The organism is Bilophila sp. T19-St14 (genome assembly GCF_059728385.1).
Genome location: NZ_BAAGFT010000001.1, coordinates 2,162,255 through 2,186,060, shown reverse-complemented (window position 1 = coordinate 2,186,060; position 23,806 = coordinate 2,162,255). Strand labels below are relative to the sequence as shown.

Sequence of the window (23,806 nt, the reverse complement as noted above, 5' to 3'; positions counted from 1 at the left end):
ATGATAAGCTTTCGTGCCTATTTCCCTTTCGCCATGCTGTAAAGATGAGGTTGCCATATTCTATGGCAGGCTTTTTTATTGGCTCTGTTATAGTTTGTGGTTGTTTCATCTCCACAGTGTTGTGAAAATACAGCCTTTTTTCCGGTTTTCCTCTTGGCGGAATACAGGGCTAAGGCATTTTGTCGGTTATCCCTGTGGAATTTCAAGGAAAAAAGTATCAACCATTTTCTATAACACAGCTTTTTTATTACGGGGTATTTTTTAGAAAGGCTGTGCCATAGGAAGTGGTTGATGCCTGATTTCTTAAAATTTCAAAGAAATAACTCATAAAATGCCCCAATCATAGAGCCCATCAGCGGAAAATGAGATAAAAAGTATATTTTTCAACATGCTACGGAAATAAAACAACCATAGGCTATGACGGAACCTTTAGAAAAGGCGGGGAATGACAGGCGGGGAGGAATAGGATAGGGGGAGAAAAACACGGAGGTTGCTTATGAAAGCGATGCGGCGCAAGGATCGGCAAGTATCCGCCGAAGAAGCGATGGAGTATTTGAAAGCCTCAGTATACGGCGTGCTGTCCACTGTCGGCCCGGACGGAGAGCCCTATGGCATACCTTTGACGTATGCGGTTGAAGAAGGCGGCAAGAGCCTCGTGTTCCACTGTGCGCGCGACGGCTACAAGCTGGACTGCTTTGCCGTGAATCCGAGGGCGCATTTTGTGGCGGTGCAGGAAACGAATGTGTTGCCCGAAGAATTTTCCATCGAGTATAAGAGCGTCATGGTGTCCGGGAACCTTGAAGAGATCGAAGATCGTGAGGAGAAAGTCCGTTGCGCGCAGGTCGTCGGCGACAAGTATTCCACCATCAGCTCGGAAGGGTACGCCAACCGCGCCGTGGATAAGATCCGGGTGTTCCGCCTGAAGATAGAGCATATCTCCGGCAAGCGTCTCGTCAAGGCCGGAGAGCCCGGCATGGGCTATAAAAAAGGGTAGCAAGATGCCGAAAACGGGGAAAAGGCCAGCCTTTTCCCCGTTTTTTTGTATAGAAAGAAAACCGCCCCTTCAAGGGGCGGTCATGATTGGGAAGGTTTCGTCATAGCATGTGCTTGTTTTATCTCCTCAGCACACTGAAAATACAGTTTTTATCCTGTTTTCCCATTGACGGAATGCATGCCTAAGACATTTTGTTGGTTATTCCTTTTTCTATGACACAGCCACTGGAAAAAGGCTGTATTTTCCACCGCACTGTAGGTATACTATGACAGAGCCTTTTTCTTACGCGAAACCGACAAGAGGGATTCGATAAGGTCAAAAGTCTTTGAAGAGGGAGGGATGGGGTTTGGGGAAGGGAGGGGGAAACTTTCTTTAGAAAGTTTCCCCCTCCCTTCCCCAATTCCATGCTTACTCAGCTTCCCCAATCCACTTCTTCAGCGGGGTCTCCATCTCTTCACGGATGGCGGCGAGGGCTTCAGCGCTGTCCGCTTCAAAACGGGTGACGAGGACGGGCTGGGTGTTGGACGCGCGGACAAGGCCCCAGCCGTGGGGGAAATTCACGCGTGCGCCGTCCAGCTCAATGGTGTCGTAAAGGGCGCGGAAATGGGCCTTGACCTTCTCGACGACGGCGAATTTGGCGTTGTCCGGGCAGGGGATGTTGATCTCGCGGGTGGCGAAGGACGCGGGCCAGCCGGGGAGCCCGGTCATGGGCTTGTCCTGCGCCGAAAAGAGGGCCACAAACCGGGCCGAGCCATAGATGGCGTCGTCGAAGCCGTACCAGTTGTCGGCAAAGAACATATGGCCGGACATCTCGCCGGCGAGCGGGGCGCCGACTTCCTGCATCTTGGCCTTGATGATGGAGTGCCCGGTAGTCCACATCAGGGGATTGCCGCCGTGCGCCTTGATGTCATTGAACAGACGGCTGGAGCACTTCACGTCCGCGATGACCGTGGAGCCCGGCTTGCGGGACAGCAGCTCACGGGCATAGAGGGAAAGGACTTCGTCGCCAAAAAGCAGCCGCCCGTCGGGATCGACGATGCCGAGGCGGTCGGCGTCGCCATCCAGCCCGATGCCGAGATCGGCCTTTTCTTCCTTCACGCGGGCCATAAGCGCCTGCATGTTGGCCTCTACGACGGGATCGGGGTGATGGTTGGGGAAATCGCCGTCCGGCTCGCAGAACATGGGGATGACCGTTGCGCCGAGCTTGGTGAGGATGTCCGCGCAGATTTCGCCGCCCGCGCCGTTGCCGCCGTCGAGCACCACTTTGACCGGGCGGGCCAGCTTGAAGCGGCTGAGGATATCCTGTTTGTACGTGGGGATAATGTCGATGCGGGAAGCCGTCCCCGTGCCTTCGGCGAAGTCGCCCGCCTCAAAGATGGCCTTGATCTTTTGGATTTCTTCGCCGTGGATGGTGGACTGTCCGGCCCATACCTTGAACCCGTTGTATTCCGGCGGGTTGTGGCTGGCGGTGATCATGATGCCGCCCTGCCGGTTGAGGTGCTTGACCGCAAAATAGAGCGCGGGGGTGGGCACCATGCCGATGCTGATCACATCGATCCCGGTGGACAGGAGGCCCGCTACAAGCGCGTCGTGGTACGCGGGCGAGGAATGGCGGCAGTCATAGCCGATGACCGCACTGCTGATGCCCCTGCCTGCGAGATAGGTGCCGCAGGCTTTCCCAAGATGGGTCACCCATTCGGCGTTGAAGTCCTTGTCCACGACGCCGCGGATATCATAAGCGCGGAATACGTTGCCTGCGTTCATTTTTTTCCTCCGGGCATAGCCCGCTGTTTGTCGTATGGCGTGCGAAGAACATACGCTATGGCAGAAAAGAGAGGCGCTGGGTGCATAAAGAACCGTATTGGCCGTTTTCCGTAGTATACGTTTTGATGCGTTTGAAGGTTTGAACAACCGCAGCCCTTTTTATAGCAGACACCCCTCCCGCCCGCAAATGAGAAGGAAAAAGCCTTGACGGGCGGCAACGGGACAATACGCGCACTTTAGTCATTAGAACGGCGAAAGTCGCGTTCTTGGAAGAAAAAAACTAAATGAACTTGACCGTCTGTGCAGGATGACCTATATTTTGTAGACTCTGAATCCATTTGGCAGGCAATCCCGGAACGGACGGAATCCCGCCTGCGCCCGGATGGATTTGCCCCCCTCCGAAGGGGGATGCGATGCCCGGCCCGTGCCGGTGCGCCCCGCATGCCCCGGTACGGAGGAGTTTTTCTGGCCATATGAAGGAATCTTGATGAACTGGGACTGGGACAAGCTCCAAGAGAAACGGCAGAGGCAGAACTGGGGTAACAACAATAACAACAGCAATAATAACGAAGAAGAGCCGCCTTTCGGCAGCGGGAGCGGCAACGGAGGCAGGGGGCCGGACTATGAGAAGCTCTCCGACGCCTTCAAGCGCCTGCCTCACCTCTCCGCGCCCGCCGGCGGCAAGGCCAAGTGGATCCTTGTCGCGCTCGTCGCCGTATGGCTGCTTTCCGGCATCTATATCGTCAACCCCGATGAAGAGGGCGTTGTCCTGCGCTTCGGCAAATACGACCGCACGGTCGGGGCCGGCCCGCATTACGCGCTGCCCTTTCCCATAGAAACCGTCTACAAACCCAAAGTCACGCAAGTCCAGCGTGTGGAAGTGGGCTTCCGTTCCGTAGGGCAGGGGCGCACCTTCCAGCAGGGCGCGAACCGTTCCCTGCCTGAAGAGGCTTCCATGCTCACTGGCGACGAGAACATCGTCAACGTGCAGTTCAGCGTCCAGTACCAGATCAAGAATCCGGTGGAATATCTGTTCAACGTGACGGATCAGGCCGCCGTGGTCAAAAACGCCGCGGAAGCCGCCATGCGCGAAGTCATCGGCAACAGCCTCATCGACTCCGCGCTGACGGACGGCAAGCTCCAGATCCAGACGGAAGCCACGCAGCTTCTGCAGGAAATCCTCGACCGCTACAAGGTCGGCGTGCGCGTCATAGCCGTCCAGCTTCAGGACGTCCACCCGCCCAAGGAAGTCAGCGACGCCTTCAAGGACGTCGCCAGCGCCCGCGAGGACAAGAGCCGCATCATCAACGAAGCCGAAGCCTACCGCAACGAGCTCATCCCCAAGGCGCGCGGCCTCGCCGCCGAGGTGGAGAATCAGGCGCAGGCCTACAAGGAAACCCGTATCCGCAATGCCGAGGGCGAAGCCGACCGCTTCCTCGCGCTCCTCAAGGAGTACGAGCAGGCCAAGGACGTCACGAAGCAGCGCATGTATCTTGAAGCCATGGAAGAAATCCTCAGCCGCCCCGGCATGGAAAAACTCGTTCTTCCGAAGGACGCCGCCGATCGCGTGCTGCCGCTTTTGCCGCTCATGCAGCCCGCCCCGTCCGCCGGAAAGATTGCGCCCCAAGAACACCTTTCCGGGGGACGGCTCCCGGAAGCAACCCTGAGCAGACCGAGGGGGGACAACTGATGGAAAAGCGTTTTCCCTTTTTGATCGGCCTGATCATCATTCTGGTTTTGATCGGTTCCCAGAGCATCTTCATCGTCAACCAGACGGAAAAGGCGCTGGTGATCCAGCTCGGCGACCCTGTGGACAGGGTGTTTGGGCCGGGCCTGCATTTCAAGATTCCGCTTATCCAAACCGTCGTGCGTTTCGACGCGCGCGTATTAGATTATGAGGCAAGGGCCGCAGAGGCCTTGACCAGCGACAAAAAAGCTATAGTTCTCGATAACTACGCTCGTTGGCGGATCATCGATCCTTTACAGTTCTACAGATCGGTGCGCACGATACCGGGGGCCCAGGCCCGCCTTGATGACGTCGTGTACTCCCAGTTGCGCGCCCAGGTTGGTCGGCACAGCCTGACCGAGGTCGTCTCGAGCAAACGCAGCGGCATCATGGCCGACGTGACCCGCCGCGCTTCGGACATCATGAAAGAGTATGGTATTGAAGTTGTTGACGTGCGCATCAAGCGCACCGACCTGCCCGCCGAAAACCAGCGGGCCATTTTCGGAAGGATGCGGGCCGAACGCGAGCGCCAGGCCAAGCAGTACCGCTCCGAAGGTGTCGAAGAAGCGACAAAACTCCGTTCCGAAGCAGACAGGGAACGGGCAGTGATACTGGCAGAGGCCAACCGCCGTTCATCCGTCATCCGCGGTGAGGGCGATGCGACGGCGGCACGGGTTTTTGCGGAAGCTTTTTCCCGCGCCCCGGACTTCTATAAGTTTCAGCGCGGGCTTGAAGCGCTCAAGAAGGGCTTCGAGCAAAATTCCCGCATTGTGATTACGAACGATGACCCTTTCCTCGCCCCCATCAGATAACCCCGGGGGTATGGAGTTCTTCAATGACGTTTTTTCAGGAAGTTTATGACCGCATCCGTTGTGCGACGAATGCCAGAACCCAAACGGAACTGGCCGCCGTGCTTGAAATACGGCAGTCAAGCATTTCGGATGCGAAGCGTCGGAATTCGATCCCTTCCGACTGGTACATGAAACTGTTTGAAAAGTTCGGGCTCAACCCCGATTGGATCAAGAGCGGCACCGGCCCGATGTTCCTGAAGATCGATCAGGTCTATACGCCGGTTGAAGGCCCGCCGGAAGGGTTCCGCGAGGAACCGGCCCACTATGCGGACCCCAACGCCATCAGCACGCTGGCTAAGGTTTATTCGACGCAATGCGCGTATGAAGAGGGGCATCCCGCCCCGGATTTGCAGACTTCGGGCAAGATTGCCCTGCCGCAGTCCTACGTCAATGCGCAGACGCTCGTGTTTCATATCGAATCGGATTCGTTTTCCCCGCTGATCCGCCGCGGGGCCTATGTCGGGGTGGATACTTCGCGTGCGCATCCCATTTCCGGCGAAGTGTACGCCGTATATATGCCGCATGAGGGCGTGGCGCTCAAACGCCTGTTCCTCGACGGCGATCATGACCGTTTCATCCTGAGGACGGAACAGCCCGCCCATCCCGGCGTGGTGCTTCTCCCTCAGGACTGTCCGGGCCGCATCCTCGGCAGGGTGTCCTGGGTGTTGCAGAATGTGTAATGTATAACCGGTGAGGGGCCTTTTCCCAAAGCCCCTCGCCCGGCCCCAACGTATAACGGCTTTACGTTCATTGAATCCCTGTTCGCGGTTTTCCCTGTCGGCCTGTTGGCCTGCGGGGAGGCCGGGAGCAGGGATTTTATGGACTGGGAGGGCTGGCAATGTTTGGGGAGAGCTCGTGGGATGCCTTTTTGAAAGGCTGTGTTATAGAAAATGGTTGATGCTTTTTTCCTTGAAGTTCCACAGGGATAACCGACAAAATGCCTTAGCCCTGTATTCCGCCAAGAGGAAAACCGGAGAAAAAGGTTGTATTTTTCACCGCACTGTGGAGATGAAACAACCACAAACTATAACAGAGCCTTTTTGAAAGGCTGCGTCATGGGAAATGGCTGATGCCTTCCTGAAGTTCCAAGGGAAGCCGATGCAATGCCGCAGGCATGGAGCCCGGCAACGGAACAGCTGGAGAAAAGGCTGTAGTTTCACCATACTGTGGAGATGGAACAGCCGCGTCCTATGGCGGGGCCTTTGGAAAAGGGCCGTTTCACGATTCAATGAAAAAGAGGAGAATGCTTTGGAGAGTTCCATGATACGGCGTGCGTTGAGCGCCGTTTTGCTTTTGCTGGCGCTGGCTGGGGCGGGGTGCTCACAGAACAGGATCGTGTACGCGCAGCCCGGCGCGCAAGCGCAGCCGCCCCAATATCCCTCTTATCAGGGCTCGTATACGGGCACTGCGATCCCCCCGGCATGGCTGCCCCTGTACCAGCGTTTGCGTGCCGACGGGCTGGACGGCCCGGATCTTCCGGTTCTCTTTGCCTCGATGGGGATGCCGTCGCAGGATCCGATGGGCCGCAAGATCAAGGAGCTCTATACCAAGGCCTTCGCCCCCAAGCCAAAGCCGGCGCCGCCCTCCGCAAAGCCCGCAGCCCCCGCCCGCCCCAAGCCGTTGGTCTATCCCGGCGTGATCACCGCCGGGAACGTGGAGAAATGCCGGGCCTTCCTTGAGGCCAACAAGCCCGCCTTCGATTATGCCGAACGGACGTTCGGCGTGCCGCGCCAGATTTCCGTGTCGCTCCTGTTCGTGGAAACCCGCCTCGGCACGTTCTTGGGCAAGGAAAAGGCGTTCTACACGCTGGCGAGCATGGCTTCATCCCGGCGGCCAGAGGCCATTTCCACGTATGTGGCGCAGCTTCCCGGATCCGCGGCGGCCAATCGCCAAAGCTGGATCCAGCAGCGCATGGAGCAGCGTTCGGACTGGGCCTATAAGGAACTGGTCGCCCTGCTCAAAAATATCCGCGCATCCGGCGAGGACGCGCTGTCCATGCCGGGCTCCATTTACGGGGCTGTCGGGCTGTGCCAGTTCATGCCCACGAATATCAGCCACTACGGGGCCGACGGCAACGGGGACGGCGTGGTGAACCTGTTTGACGTGCCCGATGCCGTGGCGAGCCTTTCCAACTACCTCGCACGGCACGGCTGGAACAAGGCGGCGACCCGCGCCCAAAAGCAGAAGGTCATCAAGACCTATAACCGTATCGACATCTACGCCAATACGATCCTCGGCCTTGCGGAGGCGCAGGGGTACGTGGCGGAGTAACGCCCCCTCCTGTTCCCTAGGCATCCTCATGGAGGACAAAGGAAAAGGTTCTGTTAAGTATGTGGTTGTTTCATCTCCACAGTGCGGTGAAACATACGGCTTTTTTTCCAGTTTTTCCCTTGGCGGGATTCACGGCCAAGGCATTTTTCCGGTTATCCCTTTGGAGCTTCAAGGAAAAAAGCATCAACCATTTTCTATAGCGCAGCCAAGGAAAAAGGCCCCAGGCTAAGGCTTTGGAACCTTGGCGGGCCTATCGCCCCGTCCAAACGGGGGAGGGGGCTTCTCGGAATTGTATCCGTCCGTTCGCCAAGGCGTCACGGAAACGGCGTATCAGTTTGGTCTGTCTCTCTGACGGGCCAAACTTTTATTCGGAGAATGAAAATGACGTATCGACTTTCCGGCAGGCTGTTGAACAAGGGCCTCATGGGTGCCGTGGCCGCACTGCTTCTGCTGATGGGGCTGTTGGCTCCGGCGCGGGCCGAGCTGGTTCAGTTTGTCTATACCTCTGACCAGCATTATGGGATCACCCGCAAGGCATTCCGTGGGCTGGATAAGGTGTCTTCCCGCGAAGTCAATGCGGCGATGGTGCAGGCCATCAATACGCTTCCGGGGATCACGCTTCCCGATGACGGCGGCGTCCGGGCCGGGCAGCCCGTGCAGTGGGCCGATGCGGTGATCTCAACCGGCGACATCGCCAACCGCATGGAAGGAACCGACGAGCGCCTGATTCCTTCGGCTTCGGAGTGTTGGGCCCTGTTCGAGCAGCAGTACATCAACGGCGTCTCGCTCAAAAACCGTGCGGGTAAGGCGGCTGAAGTGCTGGCTATTCCCGGCAACCACGACGTGACCAATGCCGTGGGGTTTTACAGGGCGATGGCCCCGGCGAAGGACAATGGCTCCCTGCTCGCCATGTACAACCGCGCCAACAACGCCTCGCTGACGTCCGAAGCCTTTGACGCGAAGCGGGACAAGGTGTTCCTGAGCCGGGAATACGGCGGCGTACGTCTGCTTTTCGTACAGATGTGGCCTGACAGCGCGGCCCGGTCATGGCTCGGCGCGCAATTGGCCGGCATCCCTTCCGGCAAGCCGGTGCTGCTGTTCACCCACGATCAGCCGGACATTGAGGCGAAGCACCTCATCAACCCCAACGGTTCCGGGGACATCAACGCGAAGGACAAGTTCGAGAATCTGGTTTCCGACGTGTCCAGCGTTCGCAAGGCCAAGGAAGTCCCGGTCAAGGAACACCGGGAGCTTGCGGCGTTCCTCAAGAAGCACCCCGCCATCGTTGCGTATTTTCACGGCAACGAGAATTACAACGAGTTCTACACGTGGGGCGGCCCGGACAACGACATCGCCATGCCCGTGTTCCGCGTGGATTCTCCCATGAAGGGCAATGTGTCCGGCAAGGACGAGAAACGCCTTTCCTTTCAGGTGGTGAGCATTGATACCGACGCCCGGAAGATGACCGTGCGCGAAGCCCTCTGGAACGCCGATCCCAAGCATCCGGCGGTTACGTGGGGGGAGAGCAAGACCATCGGGATTTAGTGCGGATGGCGGAGGATAGTATTGGGGAGGGGGAGGGGAACTTTCTGAAGAAGGGGGGAGTACCCCCACGTTTCCCCACCCCCTCCCCAAACTCCACCCCCTCCTCTTCAAAGACTTTCGTGTTTATCGAATCCCTGTCCTTGAGTTTTTCCGGCGCGGATTGTTTTTGAAGCAAGACACATTGCAAAGCGGAAATGTTCCAAGCGAAAAGAGTATATTGGAATTTTTCGTAAAACGCCTTTTCCAATTCCCCAAAAAAAGAAGCCGCCTGAACACCGTTCAGGCGGCTTTGTTGCCTTCAGGGAAGGCTTGCAGCAGGGATTCGATAAAGCCGAAAGTCTTGGGAGGGGAAGGGGGAGGTTTGGAGGGGGGAGGGGAACCCTTCTCCAGAAGGGTTCCCCTCCCCCCTCCAATCTTCAATCCCTACCTTCCCCTTCTCAACGACAATGCTTCGGGCATGAACAGCTTGGCGAGCAAAAGATAGGGGATGGCGAAGATGACCCCGGCGATGCCGCATATGACGGCGTGACGCATAGCTGCGGGCAGATAGGCGTACAGGGAGGGGAACCAGAGGGGCAGGCGGCCTGAAAGCCCGTAGACCGCGGAAAAGGCCAGCAGCGTGCCGGGCAGGGCCAGCAGGCAGCCCTTGATGAGCAGGCGCCCCATGCCGTCGAACGCGCCCCTGCCGTGCTTGCGGATCCAGAACCACGACAGGGCAAGGGTGTAGGCGAAGAGGCAGAGCGTCGTCAGCGTGGCAACGCCGAACGCCCCCCAGAGCTTTACCGCGAGCGGATAGACGGGCAGGGCCGCAATGGTCGCTGCGGTGCCTACGATGGCCGGGGTGAGGGTATTCTGGCGGGCGTAGAAAGCCCTTCCGATAACCTGCTGCACGACCCAGAAGGGGACTGAAAGGAGCAGCATCTGGAGCAGCGGCGCGGCGAGGATGGTTTCCTCGGCGGAGAATTGCCCGCCTTCAAAGATGAATCCGAGCGTGGGCAGGGCAACGGCCATCATATAGGCCGTGAGCGGGATGACCACAAGCATGCTCCCGCGCAGGGCCGTGCCAAGGGTCTTGTCGAACCCGGCGTCGTCACCCCTGGCCGCCAGCGCGGCAAGGAACGGGAAGGACGCCACGCCCGCGGCCTGCGCCACCACGCCCACGGGGACAAGCATGATGCGCCGGGCATAGCTCAGGAGGCTCACCGCCCCTTCTCCCGCCATGGAGCCGAAAATACGCACGAACTGTTCATCCATAGCCACAATGGACACGCCGAGCATAAGCGGCAGGGCCAGCAGGAGAAGCCGTTTGAGGAGCGGGTGGCGCAGGTTGAAGCGGAGCCGCAGCCCAGCGGGGATGCCTTCGGGCAAGGGCGCGCCGGAGGAGCGGGCCGCCATGACGGGCAGCAGGAACGAGCCGAGGGCCGCGCCGAACAGGACGCCCCAGCAGAAGCCTTCCATGTCCCTCCCGGTCACGAGGAGGCCGCCCGCGATGATGCAGCCGTTATAGATGAGCGGCGTGAGCGCGGGGGTGAGGAACTGCTTGCGGATGTAGAGCAGGGCGGATACGCACGCGCCGGGCAGGAAGAAGACCTGTGCGGGCAGGATGATGCGCAGGAAATGGGACAGCCGTGCCTGTTTTTCCGGGGAAAATCCCGGCCCGACGAGTTGGGAGAGTTCCGGGGCGAAGATCCAGGCCACGGCGGTCAGGACGGCTATGCTGAGTGCCGCCCACCAGAACACCGCCGAGAAGAACCGCCAGCCGTCGGCCTCATCCTCCTCGAACCGTTTGGAAAGCAAAGGGATCAGGGTGATTGAGATATAACCGCCCGCAAGCAGGTGATTGAGGAAGTCCGGGATCACGAAGGCCGCGAAATAGACGTCCGACTCCGCACCCGCCCCGAATTGCCACGAAACCACCTTATCCCGTACCAGCCCCATGAGCCGGGACAGGAACACGCTGCCCGCCATGATCAGGGCCGCTATGCCCATTTTATGCGTTGCCGTCAGTCGCACTGGTTATCCTTATGATTGGAGGTTCAAACCGGGAAAAGGGCTTTCCGGGGAATATGTTGGGCTGTGTCACAGAAAACGGTTGATGCTTTATCTCTTGAAATTCCAAAGGGATAACCAATGAAATCCCCCAGTTATGGGGCCCGCCAGCGGTAAATTGGAGAAAAAGCATATATTTTCAGCATATTGCCGAGAAAAAACAACCATGTGCTGTGACAGAGCCCTATTTTTCCCTGCCCGGCATCCGTTCCCGTCCTCCAACGGTTTTTTAGGGTAAAGGGATGCTGCCGCCATTCCGTATTTCCGGCGGGAGGGCCTTTGCCCTCTCCAGAGGTTGGCCATATAGGGAGAGGCGAGGCTGTGGAGGAAAGCCTTCCTGAAGGGTGGGGTTCTTCCCAACATTCTTTTTCAGGGCCCAATGGACGGCAATTTCACCTTCATCGCCGGTGATGTAAAGCGGAATATCCCGCCATTCCAATGCGTCGCGGACTTTCCGGGAAGGAAGCCGGTAAGGGTTGTACGCCCCGGCGCTGGCGATGGCCAGCTTTGGGGATACCGCGTCGTACAGGGCCGGGACACGGCTGCCTGCGGAACCGTGGTGAGGCAGGACGAGCACGTCCGCCGAAAGATCCGCGCCGCTTCGCAGCAGGGCCCGCAGGTACGGGGCTTCGGCGTCTCCGGGCAGCAAGGCGAGGCTGTGCCCGTTGAGGGCAAGCCGGAACACCAGCCCGTTATTGCCCGAAGGCGTCACGCCGGGGGCCGGGGCCAGCACTTCAAGCGCCAGCCCGCCCGCAAGGGGGAGCACGTTTCCCGCCCGCAAAGTATGACGGGGAATGCCGCGCGAGGCAAGGATGGCGGCAAACGCTTCGGAGAGAGGCCGGGGCGAACCCTGCCGCGGCGTGTCGATGCCTTCAAGCGGAGCGGTATAAGCCTTTTTTATCGCGTAATTGTCCGCGATGAACAGCAAGCCTTTAAGATGATCCCGGTCGGGATGCGTTACGGCGATGAAGTCCAGCCGGGGCAGGTTGTTGGCGGTGAGCACCGGGGAAACGATATCCCTCCCTACATCGAAACGGTCGGAAAACAGCCCGCCGCCGTCCACCAGCGCCCGCCCTCCGCAGGGCCATTCCAGAAGGATGGCTTGCCCCTGCCCGACATCCAGCACCCTGAGGGAAATTTTGGGTTCAAAGAAGGCATGTATCCAGAGCAGCGGCCCGACGGAAAGCAGGAGCGCGCCGGAGATCAGAAGGCGTTTCGCCGCGTGCGGGAAGTGATCCCGGTGTACGCGCATGGCCAGCGCCACGGCAGCCGCCCCGAAGCCGAGGATGGCGGTCCAGTGCGGGCGCGGGGATACGAACAGATCCAGACCCGCGTGCGCCTGTAGCCAGCGCAGGCCGTACAGAAGGGCCTCGCAAGGGATGTTCGCCAGATGGAGCAGGAAAGCGGCAGCCTGTTCCAACCCGGCTGCCGCGGCGATAAGCCCAAGGAACGACAGCGGCAGGACGATGAAGCCGAGCGCCGGAAGCCAGAGCAGGTTGATCGGGAACCAGAGGGTCGAGCGCCCGAAGGCATCCAGCACGAGGGGGAGGGTGGCGAGCTGCGCGGCAACGGAACAGCCGAGGGTCAGCCAGAGAAGCCGGGCGAAACGGCTCATGGCGGCACGCATGGGCGAGATCCCGCCTTGCAGGGCTTTGAGCGGCGAGAAGGAAAACGGGCCGTCGTTCCAGAGCTTGCTGAGCCACGGGGAACAAAGCGCGATGCCCGCCACCGCCGAAAAAGAGAGCTGCACGCCCAGATCGTAAAGGCACAGGGGATCGGCCAGAACCATGCAGAGCAGGGCGAGCAGGAGCACGTCGGCAAAGGTGAAGGCCGGGCGCAGGTTCCGGCGGAAGCGTTCGGGAAGCAGATCGGGCACGCAGTGCAGCAGGCAAACGATGGTGAGCATCAGGGCGGCCCGCACCAGTGAAGGCGGCGCATCGCCAAGCCATAGATAGGCGTAGGCCAGCGGCAGGCTCAGGAGCCCGATGAGGCTGTAGGCCGGGAAGCGCAGGAACAGCCCCGGCGCGAGAAGCCCCACCATCCCTGTGAGCGCCAACGCGCCCAAGCCGACGACGGCAAGGTGCTGCCCGGACAGGGCAAGGCTGTGCATCAGCCCCGCCGCGTTGATGCGTTCCATGTCCGGCGTGTTGAGCCCGTAGCGATCCCCGAACAGCAAGGCCGGGATGATGGAAGAGCCGCCGTCCCGCATCCTTGAAAAGGGCCTCGTATCCGCCGGCGCTGCGGAGTGCGCCGGTGAACCGGAATGGTTCCGAACCTCGCCAATCCGTACGGCCCCAACCCGCTCAGGGGCGGACGGGAGGTTCTCCTCCCGTGGGGCAGGAGGCAATTCGTTCCAAGCGGCTGGGGGCGGCAGGGCCGACCGCCGGGAAGTGTTTCCGTCCGCACTGGAAGGGGAAAGCGTGCGGGGGCCGCGTTCTTCCGGCGAACCCAGCGCGGCGGCGACACGCAGGCGCAGGCGTTCCCGCAGCCCGGCTCCGGCGGAAGGCGTGCCGGATGTACGGATGGCGGCGTCATCCTGTTTGGCCCACGCCTGAAAGAACACGCCTTGGCGATGCCAGTAGTCTTCACTGTTCCACGCGCCTTGGTTGCGGAAGCCGTGAACCGGGCGGATTTTCAGGTTTGCGGTTATCCGTTGCCCCGGCAGGGGGCGGGGTACGTCGGGCATGTCCTGCCACGTCAGGGCCAGCCTGCCGGGGAGCGGTTCCTTTTCGGCGGGGCCTACATCGTCCAGAATGATTTGCAGCCGCTGATCCGGCAGGCCGCGGGAACCGACGATCACGCCCTCCACGGTGACGGCCCGCCGCGAGGACAGGCTTTTTTCCAGCCATGCCGGATACTCTTGGGGGACGCGCGGAGCGGACTTCCCACCGATCCACCAGCCCGCGATGACGCACGCAGCCGCCAGCAGGCAGCAAAGGGGGCGGCGCGTCCGGCTGTCCGCCCATGCGAACAGGGCGCAGGCCGTCAAAGCCGGAATCGGGAAACGGGCCGCGACGATTCCCGCGGCGAACAGCAAGACGCCGGTTTCCCAGAACAGGAGCGGCTGAAGCGGCGGGACGGGCGGCATCGGCTGTTTTGTCGGCATGGCGCAAGTTGTTTTGGGAAGGAGAAGGAAGATGGAAAAGGGGAGGCGCGTTTCTGGGGAAAGGGGCCGTTACGTTTTTCCTCCCGTTCCCAAGCCTGCCGATGCGGGGCCTTTTCAGGGTGCGCTTACCGGATTTTTCTGAAAGGTCCTGTTAGATTGTGTCGTCAATTATGTATCATTTATTGAAAGTATTAAATTATTTTCAAGTTGCAAAAAAGATTATTTTTTAATAATTTCAAATAATTATATACAATGACGACACAGCCTAGGGCAACCGGTTGATGGGTTAGGCTGCATCACAGCAAGGGATTGGTGTTTCAGGTTCTGCCAGAGGGAAAGGTTGGTATTCTATTTTATGCAATTCAAGATGGAACTGGGGAAAACTTTTTCGTTGTCGGGAACGCCAGCAAATGCCTTTAAAAGGCGCTCAATAAGAGCAGCCACTGAAAAATATATCAGTCAAATGGTATGACGACACTATAGTTTATTTTGGCTCTGTCATAGCAACATGGTTGCTTTATTTCAGCAGTATGCTGAAAGTAGAGACTTTTTCTCCAATTTTTCCGCTGACGGACTCCATAATTGAAGCATCTTATTGGTTATTCCTTTGGAATTTCAAGAAAGAAAGCATCAACCGTTTCTTATGACACAGCCTTTATTTTTTGAAATTCCAAATAAACCCAAGTCCCTGTTATGGAATGTGATTGTTTCATCTCCACAATATGGCGAAAAAACAGCTTTTTTTCTTCAATTTTTCCGTTGGCGGACTCTCCGGCTGAGGTATTTTATCAGTTATCCCTTTGGAGCTTCAAGAAATGCAGCATCAAGCATTTCCTTATGATGCAGCCCAAAAAACGGAGTGCCTTAGCCATATTTTTTCAAAGGAAAAAGGCTTGTATAATTGTTGAGTTATGCAAAATGCCAATCATGTGCCTACGGCAGGGCCCTTTGAAAGGGCTTCGCTGAGGAAAGGCATTTCATACGGCCCTGCCCCTGTCATATCCTTTTGTGGAATGCACCTTAAGATGCATGTTAAGACGCCCGGAAGGGGGAGGGCTGGGCCCTCCCCGAAAGCGTTTTGCCTCAGCGGGCTATTTTTTCAGCGTGGCGGCGATGGCGTCGAGGGCCTGTTCCATGAGGTACGGCTGGGCCTGCGTACCCATGTGTCCGAGGCGGAAGACCTTGCCGTCCATCGGGCCGAAACTGCCGGTGCAGATCAGCCCTCGGCGGCGGAGGGCTTCTTTCCATTCCGGCCACGTAAAGCCGTCGGGGATCATGGCCGCCGTGACGGTCGGCGCGTTGACGGCGTCGGGGGCCGTCCAGAGCTTGATGCCGAGTTCGGCCAGCCCCGCCCGGCATTGGGCCGCCACCGCTTCGTGGCGGGCAAACGCGGCGTCCATGCCTTCCTTAAAAATGGCCTGCGTCCCGGCGTACAGCGCGGCCACGCCGTGCCAGTTCGGGGTGTAGGGGCAGCGCCCGTCCGTGCGCACGGTGCGGAAGGGCAGGATGGCGTCGTAACCCTGATAGTTTACTTCCTTCATGCGTTCCCACGCGGCGGCGCTGACGCCCACCATGCTCATGCTTGGGGGGCAGCTCAGGCATTTCTGGGAACCGCCGAGCATCAGGTCGACGTTCCATTCGTCCATGTGTACGGGTGCCCCGCCGAGCCCCGCCACCGTGTCCACGTAGAACAGCGGCACGCCGAGATCCTTCTTGAGCTTGCCGAGCAGCCCGATGGGGTTCAGGGTGCCGGACGGCGTCTCGCAGTGCACGGCGGTCAGCATGACCGGCTTGACGCGGCGGATGGCTTCCTCCACGGCGGCAAGGTCGCTTTCACGGATGCTGCAATCATAAGGGAGGGATACTTTTTCCACGATGCAGCCGAAGGATTCGGCCATTTCGCCGATGCCGTCCCCGAAGACGCCGGTACCGACGCTGACCACATGATCGCCGGGTTTCAGGCAGCTTTTCAACGCGCCCCAGAGGGCGAGCATGCCTTCGCCGGTCATCAGGACGACATCGTCCTTTGTGCCCATGAGCTTGCCGATGCTGCGGCTGGCGGCGTCGTAAAGGCACAGGAAATCGGATTCGACCTGCCCCGATCCGTAATCCCTGCCGAGGACGGCGATGACGTCTTCATGCAGGGCGACCGGGCCGGGAACCATAGGAATGGGGGCGTAACTCATGATGGTTTCCTTTGTGTTGGCGTTTCGGCGGCGTCGGGGAGGGGCACGTTTTCAAGATCCACAAGCCGGACGTCGCTGTCCGTGATGGTCATGTTGAGGAACAGGCTGCCCGTGCGGGTGAACCGCTGCGGGTCGTCGGTGATGAAAAAGCGGATGCGCCCCGTGCGCCCGGCCTGCGGGTGGGCCAGCCCTTCATCGGCGAGGCGGCACTTGACGACTTCAGCCGTGGTCGCTGCGGAATCCACGATATGGACTTCCGGCCCGACGACCTTGCGGATGGCGGCGGCGAGCATGGGGTAGTGCGTGCAGCCGAGCACGAGGCAGTCGGGCGCGGGCGCTTTCTTAAACAGCGGCTCAAGGTAGCGTGAAACCACGCCCTCGGCGATGGGGCCGTCGAACCAGCCTTCTTCGGCCAGCGGCACGAACAGGGGGCAGGCAAGGCTGCGGACCTGCGCTTCGGGGCGGCGGCGGAGGATGGCCTCGGCATAGGCCCCGCTGCGGATGGTGGATTCGGTGGCGATGACCGCGATGTCGCCGGAGGGCGAGGCTTCGCAGGCGGCGCGGGAACCGGGCTCGATCACGCCGATGATGGGCATGTCGGGCCATGTTTCGCGCAGGGTGGGAAGCGCGGCGGCCGTGGCCGTGTTGCAGGCGATGACCAGCAGCTTGATGCGCTGGCCGATGAGCTTGGCGGCGGCCTGAAGGGAATAACGGACAATCGTTTTCTGGCTCTTGGCCCCGTAGGGCACGCGGGCGGTGTCTCCAAGGAACAGGTAATCCTCGCCGGGCATGAGGCGGCGCATGGCGTCAAGGACGGTCAGGCCGCCCACGCCGGAATCGAAAAGGCCAATGGGCAGTTGGCTTTGGGCGCATTGTTCCGTAGTCATCAGCATATCCTTTGCCCCATGCCGCCGTACCGGATGGGGCGTTCGCGTCCGGGGCGTCCCGCCGTCCGCGATTTCGATCGTGCGCCTTTGGGACGGGAGGCGGGGCCCATGTCAGCCTTCAAAGGGGGCCGCCGGGGTATGGCAGCCGTCCCCGTCCATGAGCCGGCATTTGCAGGCCGAGACGGGCGCGAACAGGCTGCCGAGGATGCGTTCCAACAGGATGCCTTCGCGCGAAGGCAGCCCTTGCCCGAATGTGGCCCGGATGCCGAGGGTGACGAACTGGACGGCGCGATCCAGCGCGATGGACAGGCTGTCGCCCTGAATGAGGCTGCCCGTGAGGACGCTGGAGAACGTGTCCCCCGTGCCGGGGTAGTGGGCGGGGATGTAGGCGCAGTCAATGCGCCAAAAACGGTCTTCGTTGCGTTCGTAGGCAATGACCGAGGCATTGCGTCCGGGGTCCCTGCCGCCTTCCAGCAGGGGGACGCTTGTGGCGACCACGGTTTGAGGCCCCATTGCGGACAGGCGGCGCAGCCGGCCCTTGATTTCCTCAGGCGAGATCCGGGGCGTGAACGGCTCGTCGAGGAGCAGGGCGACTTCGGTGATGTTCGGGGTGATGATGTCGGCGCAGGAGATGAGCCAGCGCATTTTTTCCACCATTTCCGGGGTCATGGTGGGATCAAGGATGCCGTTGTCCCCAAGCACCGGGTCCACGACCGCCAGCCCGCCGGGGGCAAGGCAGTTGCGGATGCACCGGGCTGCCGAATCCATCTGTTCCGGGGAGGCCATAAAGCCGGAGTACACGCCGTCGAAATGGAGGCCGAGCCTTTCCCAGTGGTCGAGGATGCCGCCCAGTTCCGGGGTGAGGTCGCACAGCGTATAGTCCGTGAATTCCACCGTGTGCGTGGAGAGCACCGCCGTGGGCATCGGGCAGACCTGTATGCCCATGCAGGAGAGGATCGGGATCGCCACCGTCAGCGAGGTGCGCCCGAACCCCGACATATCATGGATTGCGGCGATTCTGGGGACTGGGTTGCGCATAGCGAGACTCCGGGGAAAGGCTTGGACGGGGGAGGGAAACCCTTCTGGAGAAGGGGGAGCCTTCCCCCGAACCCCCTCCCTTCCCAAAGAGTCGGCCTTTTTGAGAGGGGGAGCCCCATTGTTTTTCAGGAGGCAGAAGTTTCCCATACCGGGGGCGGCAAATCAAGATCCTGAAAACGGGAGATATTCGCTTTTGCAATGGCTCTGTTCAAGTTTACGGTTGATAAAGAGAAAGGCTCTGTCATAGTATGCGGTTGTTTCATCCCACAGTGTGGTGAAAATACAGCCTTTTCTTTCAGGTTTCTCCTTGGCGAAACCTATGGTTAAGGCATTTTGCTGGTTATTCCTTTGAAACTTCAAGGAAAAAAGCATCAACCATTTTCTAGGACACAGCCTTGCAATAAAATCCATATTCCAACTACGTGAAATTCAAAATGAAATCTTTAACTCATCGAAAGGGCGAATGCCTCAAAACGGGCAAAAACGATTTTCACCAAAAAACAAGCAGGGTGCGCCCATTTTTCAGGCAAGATCCCCCATCTTTCCCCACCCTACGCGCCTGCAGGGAAAGCTGACAGCGTATCGCCCGCCGGGGCGAGGATCTCCCCCACCCTATATACCTACGGGGAAAGCCGACACTGTGGCTCCCGGCATCGTACAGTGCAACCCCACCCTACATGCCTACGGGGAAAGCGGCGAACAGGGATTCGATAAGGCCGAAAGTCTTTGAAGAGGAGGGGGGAGGCTTGGAGGGGGGAGGGGAAACTTTCTACAGAAAGTTTCCCCTCCCCCCTCCAATTTCCTCTTACATCCCCACAGCTTTTTTCAGGGCCGCCACTTCGGCGGGGGTCAGCTCGCGGGCTTCGCCGGGCTTCATGACGCCGAGGCGCAAGGGGCCTTGCGCGACGCGGACAAGCCGGAGGATGGTCAGATGCAGATCGCGGCACATGCGGCGGATCTGGCGGTTCAGGCCCTGATGCAGGGTCATTTCGAGCAGTGTGCCGCGCTGCCCCGTGGGAGATTCGGCATTGCGCGAAATCCCGGACAGGTCATGAACCTGCCCCGGCAGGACGCGGATTTCCACGGGCGCGAGCTTTTCGCCTTCGGCAAGCGTCATTCCCTTGCGCATGACGTCCAAGGCGCGGTCGGACACCCCGCCCCGGATGAGCACGCGATACACGCGCGGCATGTGGTGCCGGGGATGCACGACCCGGTTGGTCAGTTCGCCGTCGTCGGTGAGCAGGACAAGCCCTTCCGAAAAAAAGTCGAGACGCCCGGCGGGATAAAGGCGGCGTGCCTTCCACTTCGCGGGGACGAAATCGAGCACCGTGGTCCGGCCTTCGGGATCGTAGGCCGTGGACACCACGCGCACGGGCTTGTTCAGCAGCAGGTAGCAGGGGGACTGCGCAATGGGCCGGACGGGCTTGCCGTCCACTTCCAGCCTGTCGGCGCCGGGCCTGACCTGGAGGCCCGGCGTGGCGACGGGCTCGCCGTTGACGCTGACGCGCCCGGCGGCGATGAGCTCGTCGGCCCGGCGGCGGGAACAGACGCCGGCGTCCGCCAGCGCCTTGTTGATTCGTACGGTCTTTTCCATGATACTCCTAAGTGCGCGTGCGCTGGGCCGTTCCTGAAAAGCGCGGCGCAGCGCCTCCCCGCAGCTCTTGGGCGCGGGCCGGGATTCTCCGCTGGCGCTTGCCGATAATGTGGGCTAGAATGCCCTTTCGTCAAGGAATATGCGAATGAGTAAAAAGAAAGAGACCAAGGAGGAACGCTCCGAGCGCCGCAGGAAAGAACTCCGGCTGGCTCTGCGGGTGTTCCGGTACTTCCTCCCTTACAAGTGGGCCATGGTCGTCGCGCTGCTGGCTTCCGGCGTCGTTTCCGCAACTACGGCAGGCACGGCATGGCTGATCAAGCCCGCGCTCGACGACATCTTCATCCGGCAGGACGGCAAGGCGCTTCTGTACGTGCCTCTGGCCTTCATCGTGCTGACGGCCCTGAAGGGCGCCGGGCGCTACCTGCAAAACTGGTGCATGCACTACAGCGCGCTGCATGTGCTGGAAACCATGCGGCAGGAATTGTTCCAGAAAATCATTACCCTGCCCCTGCACTTCTATGAGGAGTCGCAGGTGGGGGCGCTCATGTCGCGCGTCATCAACGACGTGGGCATGATCCGGCAGAGCCTGCCCGCGTTCATCCAGATCATCCGGCAGGTGATCACCATGATCAGCCTGCTGTACGTCGTGTTCCAACAGAATTTCGAGCTGGCGTGCTGGGCCGTCATCGTCCTGCCCATCGCCGGGTTCCCGCTGTCGCTGTTCAGCCGGGCCCTGCGGCGGTACGGGCGCAAGAACGCCGAGGTGAACGCCAGCATCTCCAGCATGTTGCAGGAACTGCTCAGCGGCATCCGGGTCATCAAGGCCTTCGCCACCGAAAAGCAGGAAACGGGGCGTTTCAACAAGGAAAACGCCCGGATCATCAACATCAATTTCCGCCAGTCCTGCGTGTCCGAGCTGTCGTCCCCGGTGATGGAACTCATCGGCGCCCTCGGCATCGGGCTGGTCATCTGGTACGGCGGCCGCGAGGTCATCCAGGGCGATATGACTCCGGGCACGTTCTTCGCCTTCATGGGCGCGCTTGCCATGCTGTATACGCCTTTCAAAAGCCTGAACGGTGCGAATATGAACGTGCAGAACGCCCTTGCCGGGGCCGAGCGCGTATTCGCCATCCTCGACGATCCCGCCCTCAAGACCGAACGCGGCGGCACGCTGCCGCTGGACGAGCCTTTCCGCGAGCTGGCCTTCCGCAACGTGAGCCTGCACTACGGCGATGAGGGCACGCCCGCGCTCCGGGACGTTTCGCTTACGGTGAAGGCCGGGGAGCGCATCGCCTTCGTGGGGCCTTCCGGCGCGGGCAAGACCACGCTCGTCAACCTGATCCCCCGCTTCTATGATCCGCAGCACGGCGAAATCCTCCTGAACGGCAAGCCGATCAAGGAATATTCGCTGGCGTCCCTGCGGCGCTCGGTATCAATGGTTTCACAGGATGCCTTCCTGTTCGACACGACCATCGCCGAAAACATCGCCTATGGGCGCGACCTCTCCTCGGATCTGGATATGGAGCGCGTGCGTTCCGCAGCCGCGGCCGCCTATGCCGACGGCTTCATCAGCGAGCTGCCCGAAGGCTACGAAACGCCCATCGGGGAGCGCGGCGTGCGCCTTTCCGGGGGCCAGAAGCAGCGCCTGACCATTGCCCGCGCCCTGCTCAAGGATGCGCCCCTGCTCATTCTGGACGAGGCCACCAGCGCCCTTGACTCCGAATCCGAACATATGGTTCAGAAGGCCCTCGACAACCTCATGCTCAACCGCACCAGCCTGATCATCGCGCACCGGCTTTCCACCATTCTGGAAGCGGATCGCATCGTGGTCATGGAGTGCGGGCGCATCGTGGACATCGGGAGGCACGAGGAGCTGCTTGGGCGCTGCGAACTGTATACCCGACTGTACAACATGCAGTTCCGTACGCATGAGGACGTCTGCGTGTGTGAAACCGATATTGTGGAGTCTTGATGCCCTATTTTGGAAAATCGCTGCTTGGGGGCCTTTCCGCGCCCGTGTATTGGCTGTACCGCTTGTGGTGCCGCTCGCTGCGCTATACCGAAATCAACCGCGCCACCATCGAAAACACGGCCGATCAGGGCCGCCCCGTGGTTCTGTCGCTGTGGCATGATGAGCTCTTTCCTCTGATTTACCTGAAACGCCAGCTCAACATCATCGCGCTGGTCAGCCAGAGCGACGACGGCGATCTCCTCGCCGGGGTGCTGGAACGCATGGGCCTTGAAACCGCACGGGGCTCCAGTTCCAGGGGGGGGGTGAAGGCCCTCCTTGCCGCCGCCCACCGGATGCGCGAGTCCGGGATCTGCGGCTGCGTGACCGTGGACGGCCCGCGCGGCCCGCGCCATGAGGTCAAAGAAGGCGCGATATTCCTCGCGGCACGGGCAAATGCGCCCATCGTGCCCATCCGTCTGTTCATGGAGCGGCGTAAGGTCTTCAAAAGCTGGGATCGCTTCCAGCTTCCTTTGCCGTTCAGCCGGGTTTCGATGGTGTGCGCCGACGCCTATTACGTTGAATGCGATATCCGCGATCCCGAAGCCGTAGCGCGCGAGTGCCGCCGCCTTGAAGAAAAGCTTGAGGGGCTGAAAGCGCCCGATGTGCCGCCTTCCCCTTCTTTGCCGCACCAGGTTTCCCAAGCGTTTTCTTGGATCATGTGCCGGGTGGGGTATGGCTTCGCCCTTCTGCTCGGCAAGCTCGGCTTTTCCCGGATCCGCACGCTTGCCAAGGGGCTTGGTTCCCTGCTCTGGGCCTGCCTGCCCAAGCGCCGCCGCCTCGCCACGGAGAGCATCGCCCGGCACCTTGAGGTTTCACAGGCAACGGCGGAATCGTTGGCGCGGGCCAGCTTCATGCACAACGCCCGCTCGTTCCTTGAGTCCGTCCTTGTCCCCCAGTTCGGCCTGTCCCATCCTTTGCTTGATGTGGAGCGCCCGGATCTGCTGGAGCGCCTTAAGCGTGGGGAGCGCCCTTGTGTGGCGACGACGGCACATCTTGGGGCGTGGGAGCTGTTGGCCGGCATGCTTGGGGAGGTATCCGATCATCCGCGCCTGACGGTCGTGCGGACGTACAGAAACAAGGTGATGGATTACGTCACCACGCGGCTGCGCTCCGCGCACGGGGCGGGCGTCGTCGGACACCGGGAAGCGACTTTTCCGGTACTGCGGGTACTCAGAAAGAACGGGTACGCGGCGTTCCTCGCGGATCACAATACCAGCAGGAGCGAAGCGCTTTTCCTGCCGTTCCTTGGCGAGGAGGCCGCCGTCAACAAGGGGCCCGCTGTCCTCGCCGTCCGGGCCAAGGCCCTTGTCTGGCCCCTTGTTTTGATACGCGATGGGGATCGCTACCGTATGCTTATGGAAGAGCCGCTGGATACGGCTTTGCTTGAGGGCACTGCCGATGAAAAAGCGCTCATGGCTGCCACGTATTACACGGAGGCCATTGAACGCATGGTTCGCCGCGCGCCCGATCAATGGTTCTGGATGCACAACCGTTGGAAGACGAAGCGGGTTATGGACGATTGATAAGTTTGGAGAGTGCTGTTTTCAGAGGCTGTGTTAAAGAAAATGGTTGATGCTTTTTTTCTTGAAGCTCCAAAGAGATAGTCGGAAAAATGCTTTAGCCGTGGAGCCCGCCAAGGGGAAAACTGGAAAAAAGGCCGTATTTTCACCTCACTGTGGAGATGAAACAACCTATAACAGAGCCAAAAAAAGCATCAACCATTTCCTATGGCACAGCCATGCGTGAACATTGCATCAGCCAAATGCTGTGGCGGGGCCATTCTT

16 protein-coding genes are annotated in these 23,806 nt (G+C 60.0%); 9 read left to right on the top strand and 7 right to left on the bottom strand.

Annotated features, from left to right (window positions below; all coding sequences use genetic code 11):
• The first annotated feature begins 496 nt into the window (after positions 1-496).
• Positions 497-994, top strand: coding sequence for a pyridoxamine 5'-phosphate oxidase family protein (locus AC6I1V_RS09315; protein ID WP_486853923.1), 498 nt, complete (start codon positions 497-499; stop codon positions 992-994).
• A 408-nt stretch (positions 995-1,402) separates the two neighbouring features.
• Here the strand turns inward: AC6I1V_RS09315 and AC6I1V_RS09310 are convergent, their stop codons facing one another.
• Positions 1,403-2,758 carry a phosphomannomutase/phosphoglucomutase gene (locus AC6I1V_RS09310; protein ID WP_486853922.1) on the bottom strand — a complete coding sequence of 452 codons (1,356 nt, stop codon included), beginning with the start codon at positions 2,756-2,758 and terminating at the stop codon, positions 1,403-1,405.
• Between the two features lie 487 nt (positions 2,759-3,245).
• On the opposite strand from AC6I1V_RS09310, the gene hflK reads away from it, so the two are divergent.
• The 6 genes from hflK to AC6I1V_RS09280 all read left to right on the top strand — a co-directional run bounded on the left by hflK (position 3,246) and on the right by AC6I1V_RS09280 (position 9,151).
• Positions 3,246-4,448 (top strand): FtsH protease activity modulator HflK, encoded by a 1,203-nt coding sequence (gene hflK / locus AC6I1V_RS09305; protein WP_302553493.1) that lies wholly within the window; start codon positions 3,246-3,248, stop codon positions 4,446-4,448.
• Complete coding sequence (gene hflC, locus AC6I1V_RS09300) at positions 4,448-5,296, top strand: protease modulator HflC (protein WP_302553492.1); 849 nt, start codon at positions 4,448-4,450, stop codon at positions 5,294-5,296. The genes hflK and hflC overlap by 1 nt, the downstream gene beginning before the upstream one ends.
• A 23-nt stretch (positions 5,297-5,319) precedes the next feature.
• A complete protein-coding gene (locus tag AC6I1V_RS09295; RefSeq protein ID WP_302553491.1) occupies positions 5,320-6,015 on the top strand; it encodes a LexA family transcriptional regulator in 696 nt (231 codons plus the stop codon).
• Positions 6,016-6,595: 580 nt separating this feature from the next.
• Entirely contained in the window at positions 6,596-7,606 is a 1,011-nt protein-coding gene (locus AC6I1V_RS09290; RefSeq protein WP_479859454.1) for a lytic murein transglycosylase, read from the top strand.
• A 28-nt stretch (positions 7,607-7,634) separates the two neighbouring features.
• Complete coding sequence (locus AC6I1V_RS09285; protein WP_486853921.1) at positions 7,635-7,835, top strand: hypothetical protein; 201 nt, start codon at positions 7,635-7,637, stop codon at positions 7,833-7,835.
• A 152-nt stretch (positions 7,836-7,987) separates the two neighbouring features.
• Complete coding sequence (locus AC6I1V_RS09280; protein WP_486849738.1) at positions 7,988-9,151, top strand: metallophosphoesterase family protein; 1,164 nt, start codon at positions 7,988-7,990, stop codon at positions 9,149-9,151.
• Positions 9,152-9,574: 423 nt separating this feature from the next.
• Here AC6I1V_RS09280 and murJ read toward each other — a convergent pair whose 3' ends face one another.
• From murJ to AC6I1V_RS09250, 6 genes are all read right to left on the bottom strand, one after another.
• On the bottom strand, positions 9,575-11,164 hold the full coding sequence (gene murJ / locus AC6I1V_RS09275; protein WP_486849739.1) for a murein biosynthesis integral membrane protein MurJ: 1,590 nt from the start codon (positions 11,162-11,164) through the stop codon (positions 9,575-9,577).
• Positions 11,165-11,429: 265 nt separating this feature from the next.
• A complete protein-coding gene (locus AC6I1V_RS09270) occupies positions 11,430-14,306 on the bottom strand; it encodes a ComEC/Rec2 family competence protein (RefSeq protein ID WP_486853920.1) in 2,877 nt (958 codons plus the stop codon).
• Between the two features lie 1,091 nt (positions 14,307-15,397).
• Positions 15,398-16,492 (bottom strand): pyridoxal-phosphate-dependent aminotransferase family protein, encoded by a 1,095-nt coding sequence (locus AC6I1V_RS09265; RefSeq protein WP_486853919.1) that lies wholly within the window; start codon positions 16,490-16,492, stop codon positions 15,398-15,400.
• On the bottom strand, positions 16,489-17,379 hold the full coding sequence (gene murI / locus AC6I1V_RS09260; RefSeq protein ID WP_486853918.1) for a glutamate racemase: 891 nt from the start codon (positions 17,377-17,379) through the stop codon (positions 16,489-16,491). Before murI ends, AC6I1V_RS09265 begins: the two co-directional genes overlap by 4 nt.
• A gap of 111 nt (positions 17,380-17,490) precedes the next feature.
• The gene (locus AC6I1V_RS09255) at positions 17,491-18,417 is read right to left on the bottom strand and encodes a pyridoxamine kinase (protein ID WP_302552671.1); all 927 of its coding nucleotides are present in this window, start codon (positions 18,415-18,417) and stop codon (positions 17,491-17,493) included.
• 805 nt (positions 18,418-19,222) lie between these two features.
• Entirely contained in the window at positions 19,223-20,011 is a 789-nt protein-coding gene (locus AC6I1V_RS09250; RefSeq protein ID WP_486854412.1) for a pseudouridine synthase, read from the bottom strand.
• Positions 20,012-20,156: 145 nt separating this feature from the next.
• On the opposite strand from AC6I1V_RS09250, the gene msbA reads away from it, so the two are divergent.
• Positions 20,157-21,983: a lipid A export permease/ATP-binding protein MsbA gene (gene msbA, locus AC6I1V_RS09245; RefSeq protein ID WP_302552673.1), complete on the top strand. Its 1,827-nt coding sequence runs from the start codon at positions 20,157-20,159 to the stop codon at positions 21,981-21,983.
• Positions 21,983-23,545 carry an LpxL/LpxP family acyltransferase gene (locus AC6I1V_RS09240; RefSeq protein WP_486854413.1) on the top strand — a complete coding sequence of 521 codons (1,563 nt, stop codon included), beginning with the start codon at positions 21,983-21,985 and terminating at the stop codon, positions 23,543-23,545. The genes msbA and AC6I1V_RS09240 overlap by 1 nt, the downstream gene beginning before the upstream one ends.
• Positions 23,546-23,806: the final 261 nt, after the last annotated feature.